General features: G+C 61.7%; 11 protein-coding genes, 1 tRNA gene and 1 pseudogene. 7 read left to right on the top strand and 6 right to left on the bottom strand.

Annotated features, from left to right (window positions below; genetic code table 11):
* Position 1: 1 nt before the first annotated feature.
* The 4 genes from WG899_RS04875 to WG899_RS04860 are packed head-to-tail and all read left to right on the top strand — an operon-like array spanning position 2 to position 2,274.
* Positions 2–208 (top strand): zinc-finger domain-containing protein, encoded by a 207-nt coding sequence (locus WG899_RS04875; protein WP_339594497.1) that lies wholly within the window; start codon positions 2–4, stop codon positions 206–208.
* A gap of 1 nt (position 209) precedes the next feature.
* Positions 210–659, top strand: coding sequence for a YybH family protein (locus WG899_RS04870; RefSeq protein ID WP_339594496.1), 450 nt, complete (start codon positions 210–212; stop codon positions 657–659).
* A gap of 49 nt (positions 660–708) precedes the next feature.
* Positions 709–1,704, top strand: a complete 996-nt coding sequence (locus tag WG899_RS04865; protein WP_339594495.1) for a YheT family hydrolase — start codon at positions 709–711, stop codon at positions 1,702–1,704.
* 24 nt (positions 1,705–1,728) lie between these two features.
* On the top strand, positions 1,729–2,274 hold the full coding sequence (locus WG899_RS04860) for a DUF2946 family protein (RefSeq protein WP_339594494.1): 546 nt from the start codon (positions 1,729–1,731) through the stop codon (positions 2,272–2,274).
* Positions 2,275–2,333: 59 nt separating this feature from the next.
* On the opposite strand, the gene WG899_RS04855 is transcribed toward WG899_RS04860, so the two are convergent.
* From WG899_RS04855 to WG899_RS04845, 3 genes are all read right to left on the bottom strand, one after another.
* The gene (locus WG899_RS04855; protein ID WP_339594493.1) at positions 2,334–3,062 is read right to left on the bottom strand and encodes a substrate-binding periplasmic protein; all 729 of its coding nucleotides are present in this window, start codon (positions 3,060–3,062) and stop codon (positions 2,334–2,336) included.
* A gap of 176 nt (positions 3,063–3,238) precedes the next feature.
* Entirely contained in the window at positions 3,239–3,796 is a 558-nt protein-coding gene (locus tag WG899_RS04850; RefSeq protein WP_339594492.1) for a c-type cytochrome, read from the bottom strand.
* Positions 3,797–3,906: 110 nt separating this feature from the next.
* A complete protein-coding gene (locus WG899_RS04845; RefSeq protein ID WP_339594491.1) occupies positions 3,907–5,082 on the bottom strand; it encodes a hypothetical protein in 1,176 nt (391 codons plus the stop codon).
* Positions 5,083–5,429: 347 nt separating this feature from the next.
* Here WG899_RS04845 and WG899_RS04840 point away from each other — a divergent pair.
* Positions 5,430–5,504, top strand: a tRNA-Arg gene (locus WG899_RS04840).
* A 163-nt stretch (positions 5,505–5,667) separates the two neighbouring features.
* A pseudogene (locus WG899_RS04835) lies at positions 5,668–5,808 on the top strand (Arm DNA-binding domain-containing protein); the annotation flags it as partial.
* 253 nt (positions 5,809–6,061) lie between these two features.
* Here the strand turns inward: WG899_RS04835 and WG899_RS04830 are convergent.
* Positions 6,062–6,193, bottom strand: a complete 132-nt coding sequence (locus WG899_RS04830; RefSeq protein WP_339594490.1) for an ArsR family transcriptional regulator — start codon at positions 6,191–6,193, stop codon at positions 6,062–6,064.
* 412 nt (positions 6,194–6,605) lie between these two features.
* On the opposite strand from WG899_RS04830, the gene WG899_RS04825 reads away from it, so the two are divergent.
* On the top strand, positions 6,606–9,605 hold the full coding sequence (locus WG899_RS04825) for a TonB-dependent receptor domain-containing protein (protein WP_339594489.1): 3,000 nt from the start codon (positions 6,606–6,608) through the stop codon (positions 9,603–9,605).
* 643 nt (positions 9,606–10,248) lie between these two features.
* Here WG899_RS04825 and WG899_RS04820 read toward each other — a convergent pair.
* A complete protein-coding gene (locus WG899_RS04820) occupies positions 10,249–11,148 on the bottom strand; it encodes a FadR/GntR family transcriptional regulator (RefSeq protein ID WP_339594488.1) in 900 nt (299 codons plus the stop codon).
* A 109-nt stretch (positions 11,149–11,257) separates the two neighbouring features.
* The gene (locus tag WG899_RS04815; RefSeq protein WP_339594487.1) at positions 11,258–12,445 is read right to left on the bottom strand and encodes an AGE family epimerase/isomerase; all 1,188 of its coding nucleotides are present in this window, start codon (positions 12,443–12,445) and stop codon (positions 11,258–11,260) included.
* Positions 12,446–12,466: the final 21 nt, after the last annotated feature.

Raw genomic sequence — 12,466 nt, 5'->3', positions numbered from 1 at the left:
GATGAGCGAATCCAAATCTGTTGTTGAAGTCGTCGCCGCCGATGTGCAAGGCGCCGGTGTGGTGGCCTGCCCGAACCCGAAGATGGCGCTGTGGAGCAGCCACCCGAAGGTCTTCGTCGACGTGACGCATGAAGGCGGCGGCAAGTGCCCGTACTGCGGCACCGTCTATCGCCTGAAGGCCGGTGAAGTGCTGCACAGCCACCACTGAGATGCAAAGCACCAAGGCCCAAGCCGCCGCCCTGCTGTCCTCGCCCGAGGACACCGAGGCGCAGTTCTACGAAGCGCTGCAGCAGGCCGATCTGAGCCGGCTGATGGCCGTCTGGTCGGAGGAGGAAGAGATCTCCTGCGTTCACCCGGGCGGACCGCGCGTGGTGGGCATGGGCGCGATTCGCGCCGCCTTTGAGGTGGTGTTTGCGCAAGGCGCAATCGCGGTGACGCCGGAGCGGGTGCGACGCATCCACACCGGTGACACCGCCATTCACCAGGTGCTGGAGCGCGTGGTGGTCGAGGGTGCAGACGGCCAGCAAAGCGCCTGGGTGATCGCCACCAATGTCTATCTGAAGACCGCCTTTGGCTGGCGCATGGTGGTGCACCACGCCAGCCCCGGCACCGCCCACGACATCCAAGAAGTGGTGGAAGAACCGGCCACTTTGCATTGATTTCCTTGCGGGCCGAAGTCTGGCCCGGTCCAGCTCTGTTCCTTCCCGCATGCAGCGATCCGCCCGAGTGATGCAGTACCAAGCCCCACGGTGGTTGCCCGGCGGCCATGCGCAAACGATCTGGCCCGCCCTGTTCTCGCGACATCGCGGCGGACCCGAACTGCTGTTTCGGCGCGAACGCTGGGACACCCCCGATGGCGACTTTGTCGACGTCGATTGGCTCGACTACCCCGACCGGGGCGTGGTCGAGCGTCCCTTGCTGGTGCTCTTCCATGGTCTGGAGGGCAGCTCGCAAAGCCACTCCTCCCAAGCCTTTGCCACCGTGGCGCGCTCACGCGGATGGGCCTTTGCCTTGCCGCATTTCCGCGGCTGCTCGGGCGAGTTGAACCTGGCGCCACGCGCCTATCACTCCGGAGATTTTGAAGAGGTGGGCTGGATGCTGGCCCGCTTCAAGGCCGAGCATGACGGGCCGGTGCTGGCTGCCGGCGTTTCGCTGGGTGGCAACGCGCTGCTGCGCTGGGCCGAGGAACACGGGCAAAGCGCCTCGGCCACCACCCGCGCGGTCTGCTCGATCTGCTCGCCGGTGGATCTGGCGGCGGCGGGTCACGCCATCGGGCAGGGCATCAATCGCCTCTTCTACACCCGCATGTTCCTCAAGACCATGGTGCCCAAGGCACTGAAGAAGCTCGAGCAACACCCCGGCCTGTTCGATGGCGAGCGCCTGCGCGCGGCGCGCGATCTGTATGAGTTCGACAATCTGTTCACCGCTCCGCTGCATGGTTTTCGCAATACCGAAGACTACTGGCTGCGCGCCTCGGCCAAGCCGCATCTGAAGCGCATCCGCATTCCGGCGCTGGTTCTGAACGCGCGCAACGACCCCTTTGTGCCGGCCGCTTGCCTACCGCGCCAACACGACGTTAGCGCCTACGTCACCCTGTGGCAGCCGGAGCACGGCGGCCATGTCGGCTTCGCCCAAGGGCGGCCGCCTGGCCATGTCTTCGGCATGCCGGAGCAGGTGTGCGATTGGCTGGCGCGCGCGCTTTGAAGTCAGGCCACCTACACTGAGCCGATGGATGCAATCGTTGAAGCGGCGCTGAAGAAATGGCCGAATGTGCCGCACTGCTATGGCTGGCTGGCCTTGGATGCGCGCGGCGACTGGTATATGCGCGATGAACGCATCCAGGCGGCCGGCCCCTTCCCCGCCGTCAAGGGCAGCCGCATCACGCACGAAAAGCTGCGCCAATTCATCGAACGCAACTACGCCGCCGACGAGGCCGGCTGCTGGTTCTTTCAAAACGGCCCACAGCGCGTCTATCTGCAATTGGAAGCCGCCCCCTGGGTGTTTCGCCTCGATGGCCGACTGCTGACCGAGGGCAAGCTCAGCACCCATACCGGGCTAGACACCACCGTCAACGCCTGCTGGCTGGATGAGCATGACCGGCTCTTCGTCGCCACCCCGCTAGGGCTGGGCCTGGTGCACAGCATGGACATGGATTGGGCGGCCCAAGCCGTGGACGCGGGCTTATGGGTACCGGAGCCCAGCACGCATGCGGCCCTGTTGGCGCAATACGGGGTGAATCTCAGCCCCGCCGCAAACGCTCAACTGAAGCGTTAGTGAGTCGTCTGCCCGTGCCTTGAAGGTCTGGGGCTAAGGCCGCGCGAATAGCTCGCCAACTAGCGCGGCCGATATTCGGGCTTGTCACGCAGCTTGGCAATCGCATCCCACCAAGCCTCGGCCTGCGCTTGGCGCTCGGGCGATTGCCCAGTGCGAATGCCCAAATAGAAATCACTGTTCGACACCGGCACAGGCAAGACTTGCAAGCCATGACGCGCCAGTTCATCCGCATGGGCCTCAGCTTCTTCGCGCAGCACGGCCACCACATCCACGCGATGGGCGGCCAGTTTGCGGAACAGCTGCGACACATCAAAGGCTGTGTCATCCACCTTCAGCCCCAGTGCGCGAGCGGTTTCGATGGCGGCGCGGAAAGAAGCTCGCGTGCCGACCAACACTGCGCCGGCCTCGGCCCCCTGCAAGTTCTGGCCATCCCAAGCCAGGGCTGAATCCTTGCGCTTGACCCACACCAACTGCGCACTCGCCACCCGGCGGTTGAAATCGACCGCCCCGTTTCGCATCGGAAACTGCATGTCATTCAAATTGCCTGCGGTTGGCGCCACGGGTATGGCATCGGACTGCCCCAATTGCAGCCTCAGCCGACAGCGCTTGGACGGGAAGACGTCAAAGTCCAGACTCAAGCCCAGCTGTTTGGCCGTGTCCTGCAACAAGCGCTCGGCGATGCCGGGTCGCTTGGCATCCAGGCTTATATAGGGCGGAATGGGCACGTCCGCCAAACAGACCCGCCAATGTCGACTGACCGGTGGTGCTGTAGCGCTGTCTTGAGCCATCACCACAGGCGAACTAAAGCACGCAGTGGCACACAACCACCTAGCGATGCGGGGCTTGGGCAACATGCTCAGCGACAGAGTCCACATGCACCGCAGCATAACGGGCGAATCAAACACCGTCAGGCGAAAAAAAACCGACTCCAATGAGTCGGTTTTCTGTCTAACCGGCTGAGGGCTCAGTTGGCAGCGGAGGCCGCAGCGGCCGGTGCCTTGGGTTCGTCGAACTTGGCGCCACCTTTGTTGGCCATATAGACCACGGCGCGGGAGATTTCGAAGTCGCTGAAATCACCGCCGCCTTGCGCGCCCATCGCGCCCTTGCCCTTCAGGGCCGAGGTCAGCAGGGCTTCAAAGCCGGTCTTCACGCGCGGGCCCCAGGCGGCTTCATCGCCGACCTTGGGTGCACCAGCGGCGCCGGTGGCGTGGCAAGCCGCGCATTGGGCCTGGAACACTTGTTCGCCGGTCTTCAAGGCGGCGGCGTTGTTCAGGTCCTTCAGCTCGATCGAGCCGACCGGCTGGATACGAGCGGCCACGGCCATGGCTTCCAGAGCCTCGGTGCCGGCCGACGGCTTGGCATCGGTGGTCACATAGTTGGCCAGCATGATGATGACGATGATCGGCACCACAAAGGCAAAGAACACGGCCCAGGCCAATTGCTTAGGCGTCTTGATCGGGCCCTCATGGGCTTCGTCATGTGCGTGATCGTGCGCGTGGGCGTGGTCGTGGTTTGCGCTCATGAAATCCTCGTTGGCGTATCGTCAGGGAGATGCAGACAGATGGGCTGTGCCCCACACAAACGCAGGGCGCAAAACCGCGAGATTATATCTAGGCCCAGAGCCTGGATGGATCAGGGACGTTGGCGCTTTACCACCCGGGTGTCAAGTTCTGCCGGTCGGTAGTCGCTAAGCACCCGGCAACCCGACCCAAAGCGCGCTTCCATGGCCCGGCAGCGCTCGGCCACCAAGGCCGGCGAGGGCTTGTTGTGTTCGCCCCCACCCGCTGCCTGCCACACCATCAAGGCTTCCATGAGCGCCGGGTAGATCGGGTCGCTCAAATAGCTGTGCTCCTTGTCATCGCTGAACACCTGCACCAAACGATGGCCCTGGCCGGCCGCCGTCATGGTGTGGCGGAACTGTGTTTCCAACTCGACAAAGGCGGTCGGGTCATAGATGCCATGCACCGTCAGTACCGGCACGCCGATCCGGCCACTCGGGTCACTGTCGTGGCCGAAACGCTGCAGCGCCACCGGGTCGGCGGCGTAGCGGGCCACCACCGCGTTGAGGCCGCGATCATCGTCCGACCCGGCATAAACCGCTCCCACATTGCCCCAGGGGCTGAGGCCGCCACTGCGCTTTTGCACCACATCTTGAAAATGCCAGGTGGCCCAGTTCAGGTGCGGAAGAACGGAGGACTCGGGAATTCGAATCACATCGACCAGGGTTTTCAAACGCCGCTGTTGCTCCGGCGTGCGCTGAGCCGCCGGCTGGCGCAGCCCCAGGCAGGCCTCGGCGCGCGCCGCCAAGTCAGCCCGCGTCAGTGACGAGTTGACCGGTAGCCCCATCCACAACGGGTACTGCGGCTCGTCCGGGCGTGGGTGGTTGGCGCACAAGGCCTGATAGACGACGCGCAGATCGAGTCGAAAGTCGTAGGAGCGTGTACCACCGCCCAGCACGCCATTGCTGAGCAGCACGGCGTCATAGGCCGGCTTGGCCGCGCCCGGCCCGGCATACAGCTCGGCCGCCTTGGCCGCCACCCCGGCACCCCAGGACTGGCCGTGCAAGATCGTCATCCGAGGCTTGCCCACATGCTGTTCAAAGATTTGACGCAGTCGCTCGGTGTCTTCGGCGGCGGCCCGCACTGCCACACCACCTTGCCGAAAGGTCGAGCCGGCCCAGGCATAGCCGGCCTTGACCATGATGGCCCAGCGCTTCAGGTCTTCGGCGCCGCGCTCGGCTTTCGGCGCCCCTAACTCCGGGCCACCATGGGCATGCAAGACCAGCACGCCGCGCCAATCTTTGGGCATGGCGATCCAGTAAAAAGCGCCTGCAGAGTCTTGACCGGACAAACACCGCGCGTCGGGTGGCAAGTTCGAAGGACAGCTTTGCGGCACTGGGGCAGGCTCTGAGTCTGCCCGGCCCTTGATCGCCGGACTGCTACAGGCCGTCAGCAAAGACAGAGACAAGGCCAAGACGGCAGTGAGCCAAGCGCCCTGACCAGAGCGATGTCGACCCACGGATTGCGCTGACGATTCATCCATCACGACTCCACCCCTTTTGCAGCCTGCTTGCCTGCAATGTACGGCAGCGGCGCCCCTTCAAGTCGGGTCAACGGCTTGATTGCGCGGCCGGGTTAGAATGCGCGTCCAACACGGCGACCGTGGTGAAGTGGATATCATTGGGCCCTCCGAAGGCTTAGGCGCAAGTTCGATTCTTGCCGGTCGCACCAAATTAGTGAATCAGGATGGTTCACAAAGCATCAAGCCTCTAAGTAATTCAAAGACTTAGGGGCTTTTTCTTTGTCAGTTTGAGTCACGTTACAGCTTTACAGCGCAAGCAAGGCGGGGGGAACAAACGCCACCTACCCCCACCCTCCTAAGCACTGTTCCTCCATGCTGACCGATCCAGCCTGCAAACAAGCCGTCTGCCCCCAGGACAAAACCCGTATCCGCCTCTCCGATGCTGGCGGGCTTTACCTCGAAGTCACCCCCAACGGCTCCAAGCGCTGGTTCGTCAAATACCGCTTGGCTGGCGTCTCCCGGCACAAACACCAGCGGCACGAACGCGCCCTGAATATTTGGCACCAACTGAGATGCCGTCCATTGCTTCACGCAAAGCTGCACGCTGTCATAGGCCCCGCGCGCGATAGCCTTCACTCTGCAAGCCTTCAAACAGCCGCTTGGCCTTGCGCCGCTGAGCCTTGGGCAGGTGACGCTCGGTTTGCAGCGAGCTCTCCAGCGCGGCTTGAAAGCAGCCCAGCTTGGGCGCAGGCTGATGCTGGCGGGCTTAACCCAGCGCTTCAACGGTTTGTAGATGCTTGCGCACCGTCGGCCGCGACAAGTTCAGATCCCTCGCGATGGAGCTGACGCTCTCTTTGCCGACCAAATGCCGCCGCCGGATCTCGGCAATTACTTCCATGCTTAACACCCCAGATTCCCCGGCGAAAACGCCGGATGGCCGCACACCCCAGGGCGGTGGAAACTATTGGACGCTGTTTACCCCGGGTAACCTGGGAAGCTTTGCACGCTGTTTCGCAGTCAAGCGGCTGGCGCATGAAACTTGGCACATTTGAAGGCGAGCCGCGATAACTGGTGCATCGCCTGGTTGACGGCTATGCGCGGCACCGCTGGAGTCCAGCCACCACAGCAACCCACCCTCAACAACGTTCGCCGACGGCATGCGTCAGCGGCGCGGGATGGTTATCGCTGAGCGCCAGAGGCAACTGTTTGCCACCAGCAACGGACAAATTCCTGACTCGCGATTCCCCTCTTGACCAGCCGTGCAAGTTGTTGTCTGATTAGATCTCCGATATCTGACATCTGGAGATTTCATGGGTAATCGTCAAAAGTGGGAAGAATTTCAGTTGAGTCGCCTGGCGACTGCAATCGCCGGCGTGTTGCTGCTTGGCTGGGCGCCGCTGTCATCTGCGCAGCAGTCGATGACTGACGATGCGTCGAAGACCGGAGATTCGAAGGTGTTGGCTACAGCCCCGGCGCCCATTCAGGCTGAGCAGGGCAGCGTTGCCAAGCAGCCGGACGCAACGGTGGCGATTGAAAAGGTCATCATCACCGGCTCCAATATCCGCAATGCGAATTTATTGTCTTCGGCTCCGATCACACAGCTGAGCAAAGAGGTCCTCCAGGCATCAGGTGCAATAACGCTTGGAGACAGCCTGAGCCGTATTCCCTCGATCACTGCGGGGCTGTCGGCGTCCAGCAACAACACATCGACCGGTGGTGATGCTGCCAACGTCGGGGTGGCGTCGATTTCCTTGCGCAATCTAGGCGCGGCCCGCACGCTCGTGCTGGTTAACGGTCGGCGTTGGGTTTCGGGCGTTTCAGCCAATACTGGCTATGGCGTTGACCTGAACAGCATTCCCGCCGCCATGATCGAGCGCGTCGAGGTGCTCACTGGCGGGCAGTCCGCTATCTATGGCTCCGACGCCATTGCAGGCGTGGTCAACATCATTACCAAGTCCAATTTCAACGGTCTTGCGTTGAACGTGTTCGCTTCCGACTCGGCTGCCGGAGGGGCAGGTAAGAGGAGCTTCGACCTCACCTACGGGCGCAAGTTCGATGGCGGCAATGCCTGGGTTTCCTTCGGTCAATCTGAGCAGAAAGCGTTGCTCTCGTCGGCACGGCCGTTCTCGGCCAACGAACTGAACTTCATCGACGCGAACAAAGACGGCACCATCGAGACCATCGCGGTCCGCAACGGGCCGGCCCACATCCCTGATGGCGCACTCTTCTTCGGCAGCGTGGCGGTGCATGGGAACGGCACCGCTTTCAACACCAACCAGCCGCTGCTGGATGCCAATTTCAATCGTCTCGGTACAACGGACTACGACAACCAGTTCGCGCGGCGCTATCTCGTTGCGCCATCCAAACCCACCTACATCGCCTCGGGTCTTAGCGTGGATCTGAGCGAGAAGTCAAAAGTCGATTTCGAGCTGAACTACACCAAGACGACTTCATTCGTGGCGCTTGAGCCGGCACCAGTTTCTACGGTGGCCGATGTGTTTCGGGTGTCCACCGGCGGCAAGACTGGAATCGACGTAGCAACCAGCCCCTACTTCGTCGGCAGCAGCGCAGGCACCCAGTTGCAGGCTGCGATGGGAACCAACACCTCGCTCGACCGCGTACAGACCTTCCGCCGGCTGGTGGAACTTGGGGATCGCACGGTGTCGAATAGCAGGCAGACGCTGCGCACGGCCGTCAGCCTGACGCATGACCTCAGCGACGGCCTGCAATGGAAGACCAGTGCGGTTTATGGGGAGACATCGTCGCTGCAGCGCAATACCGGTGACTTCAGTATCCCCAGCTTCCGCAACGCCGTGACGATCGAACCCGACGGAAAGGGGGGCTATCGTTGCGCCAACATGCAGGCCCGCCTCGAAGGCTGTCTTCCGATCAACCCCTTCGGTACCACCGACAGCCTAGCCGGAAAGGCTGGGGTCACCGGCATTTCCGCCGCCGCGGCCAAGTACCTTGCGATTCCAACAGGGCAAACGGGCGAGATCAAGCAGGCTGTCGTGACATCGGTGCTTTCCGGAGAGCTCCCACTGTCGGTTTATGCCGGCGCTCCTGCCAACTTCGCTGCCGGCGTCGAGTACCGTCGCGAGCAGGCCGAAGAAACCCCGGATGCGTATCGTCAGCTCGGGCTTTCGCGCGATCTTCAGGTCTCCGCGATTTCCGGCAAATTCGATGTCAAAGAAGCATTTGGAGAAATCGAGCTGCCCATCGCAAAGCAGCTGACTTTGAGCGCGGCCGGTCGGTTCAGTGACTACTCCAGCGTTGGTCGGACCTACACCCATCGTTACGGCTTCAGTGCGCCGGTTCTGGATACGCTGCGCCTGCGTGGCAGTATCTCGCCACGGTCCGTTCGCGCTCCCAACATCAACGACCTGTATTCAAATGGCATCACCAATGTGGCGCCGGCGAATACCGATCCTTGCAATGGGGTGACGGCCGCCAGCACCGGCAACATCGCGGTCAACTGCCGCTCGATTCCTGCCATCGCCAATCGCATCGCAGCCAATGGCTCATTTACCCTGATCTCCTCCGAAGCGAACAATACGCGCCTGCTACTTGCCGGCTCGCCTACGCTCGCCGCGGAAACTGCGAGAACGGTGACTTTGGGTGGCGTGTTGACCCCAATGCGCGGCCTATCGCTGTCGGCCGACTTCTACGATATCGACATCAAGAGTGGCATCGCTCGCTTGACGGCGGATGTGCTGGCGAAGAATTGCTATTCGGCGGCGCCGGGTTCCTTTGACGCAACCTGCGGTGGCATTCTGGTTCGCGACGTGAACGATGGCCCAGTGCTGACCCTGCGCTCGCCGCTGTTCAACGCGGCCAGCATCAAGACGCGCGGCGTCGATCTCGAGGTCGGCTATGTCGGTAGGGGCTACAACGTCGGCATCTACGCCAACCACCTGAGTAGTTATGACGTCGTGAATGCTTCCGGTACGACGTCGTCCGCGGGACGCCCGCTCTATCCAAAATGGCGCCTCACAAGCAACGTCAGCTACGAGGTCAACGATCAACTCAGTCTTTTCGGTCAGGCCCGCTATCGCAGCGAAACCCAAAACTACCTGACCCCGAATAGCTATTCGGAAGATCTGAACAAAATGAAGGCAGTGACTTACGTTGACTTGCGCGTGAACTACAAGGCCAATAAGTCCCTGAGCTTCTATCTGGGATCCAACAATGTGTTCAATGTCCAGCCCGACATCAATGTGCGTGATGCGGCGGTGGGGACCAATACCGAGCCCGGTGCCTACGACGTAATTGGCCGCCAATACTTCCTTGGTCTGAAGTTGGCGATGTAATCACGGCTTATGCCCTGACCTGCCCGCCACGCGCTCGCGAGGCGGGCTTTTTGTTTTGCTGACTGGTTGTCGAGATCCACCCGCTTATGCGCTGAGCATCTGAACACGGCAGGGCAGAAAACATACCAGGTCTGAAGACCTCGCACGGGTGAGCGACGCTCACAGCCGCTGAGTACAGCGGTGATCTTCATCGGCGCGGCCTCCCGCGCTAGCTAGCTCCAAAACGGCAACGCTGTTGGCCTCGCTCCGATCTGCGTTCCCACGCTGGAACACCCAGCGCATGGCCCAGTCGATGGCCAGCAAGTGGTAGCGCCGAGCGGGAGCGTCCGACATCTGTGGCAGATACCCGATGTCTCTGTCTGTCCACGAAGGCCTGCCTCGACGTCCTTGAAGGCATTTTGCAGGTAGGGCGGCATCGCTAGCCACCTCAACGGGACAGGAGACGGGTGCGAGCGCATGCGGCCTGCCCCTTGCCGGCGCAGGCACCCGTCCCCCCCCCCCCCCGCTCCCGCGACGGGTTGACGAACTCGCGCATTACCTGCAGAACGTCCAGCGGAAGCAAGCTCAGGCGGCGCGCCTCAACCGCCAGCTCTTCAACATCTGAGCCTTCGTGTTTGCCGGCGTGATCGCTGCAGTCCCTGGTCTAATCTTTGCCGAGACCGTCCAACCGGCCAGACAGGTTCATGGCGGGAATGGGGTCAATCTGCGCATCGCGTTTCGCCGGCCGGCTCTCGGGTGCACCAGGTGCACTGCCTTCCATCGATTGCTGGAGCCGCGTGAAAATTCCTTGAAAGTGCTTCTGCTGCGCGTCGATCAGGCCTGCCTTGTCGTTGCTTTCAATCATCTCGACGATACGCATATGGTCTTTGGCCGTACCCTCAGGCGACCACTGCTCAACGTCGAAATTGCTGGCTTGATTCAGTCGTCGGAAAACCTGCCAGAACAAATCAACCAAGCGCGAGAGGAAGGGGTTGTTCAGGCAGCGATAGAGCGTTGCGTGGAACTCGCCGTCCTCTTTTTCGAAGGTCTCATTGCGGCGCGCCGCGTCAAGCATGCTGTTGGCTAGCGCGCGCAGGCGCTGCTTGTCCTCGGGGCCGATCCGGTCGACGATGTCGCAAATCACACCGTTCTCCAGCGCCGCCCGAACCTGAAGCAGATCGAACAACTGCTTGCCGTCAGCGACGGCGGCGTACGGCAAATTCTCGATGATGCTGTCGAAGGAGAAGGCGCTGACGAACAAGCCATCTCCGTGACGAGCTTCGACGATGCCCAAGGACTCAAGTGCCTTGACACCTTCGCGCAAGGAGGGGCGACTGATACCTAGCCTTTCGGCGAGCACGCCTTCGGGTGGCAAGGCGTCACCAGGACGCAATTTCTGCGCTTCGATGTATCGCTTGATTTCAATTTGAGCTTGCCGGTACGCGGGGATGCGAGTTGCCATCTGATGTCCTTGGACGTGCGGGTGATCAGACCGCTGTTGGCAGACGTCTGATATGTATCGGACTGTAGCTGACCCAATCACACCTGACGCAGGTTTTTTCATTGCAAGTTCTCACCGCAGTCACAGCATCCGGTCCGTTATGCCAACAGCAGTCGAGCCTTTGGCTCTCGGACTCGCGCAGACCCTTGGGAGTTGACGGCCTACCGTTTCTTCAGGCTTCAAGCAGTTGCCAGCAATACCACTTCATGCGCGGCATGTGAAATGGCCCCTTCCACATATTGCCTTTGAGCTCCGTGGTCGGGTTGCCGGCGCGGTCGAGGTAGCCGTACCACTCGCCGTGCTCCTGGTCAGGAAAGTGGGCATAGGCCCAGTCGTGAACCTGGCGGTGCATGTCGGCGTATTTGTCATCGCCGGTCATCGTGTAGGCGAGCAGCGTGGCGATAACGGCCTCGTTGTGCGGCCACCAGAACTTCATGAAGTGCCAGTACTCTTGTATGGGCTTGCCGTAAACGTCCACGAAGTAAAGCAGGCCACCATGCTTGGCATCCCAGCCGCGCGCCCACATCCAGTCGAGGATGTTCAGTCCGAGTTGCTTCCACGCTGCGTTGCCAGTCCGCTTGGACTCGTGGAGGATGAACCAGGCCGCTTCGATAGCGTGGCCGGGGTTGAGCAAGCGGCCCTCAAAGTGATCGACGATCTCGCCGTTCACGCCGACGCATTCCATGACGACCTTGAGATCGGGCTTCACGAAGTAACGCTCGTATTCGGCGATCATGCCGGCAATGTGCGCGGAGAAAGTCTTGCCGGCCGCCTCGATGTCGCCGAGCGATTCGCGCATCTCCTGCGCCGTAACGATGCCGATCATGAGCGGGCCGCAGCTGCGCATGGGGCGCGTGGGCTCGGTCTTGGCCGTCATCAAGCCAGGCGTGAAAGAGTAGCGAAGGTAAGTCTCGAAGGCCTGGATCGCGAGTGAGCGGTACTCGGCGTTGCCGCTCGCCTTGTGTGTGGCGGCGAAGGCAATCGCAGCAAAGCTTTCCGCATACACGTAGCGACGCATTCGCAGCGGCTTGCCATCGCGCGTGACCGTGAAGTAGAGCTTGCCGCCCGGCCCGTAGCACTTGGTTCGAAGGAACTCACAACAGGATATGGCGGCCTCAAGGTAGTCGGCGCGCGGCGTCGTGTTGTACATCGTTGCAAAGGTCCAGCCGGCGCGCCCCTGGAACCACACGGATTTGTCGGTGTCGATCACCTCGCCGGTGCGGCCGAGCGCGGTCATGATGCCGCCGTGTTCGCGATCAAGTCCGTTTTTCAGCCAAAACGGGAGGACTTCGTCGACGAGGCGGTCGCGGTATTCGGCCAGAAGTTGGGCGCGGCGATCAGGGGTCAGGTAGTTCGACATGGTGCAGTTGCTGGCGGGTGG

This window comes from Paucibacter hankyongi, from assembly GCF_037482915.1.
Taxonomy (GTDB): domain Bacteria; phylum Pseudomonadota; class Gammaproteobacteria; order Burkholderiales; family Burkholderiaceae_C; genus Paucibacter_A; species Paucibacter_A hankyongi.
This window is presented reverse-complemented; position numbering and strand designations above follow the sequence as displayed.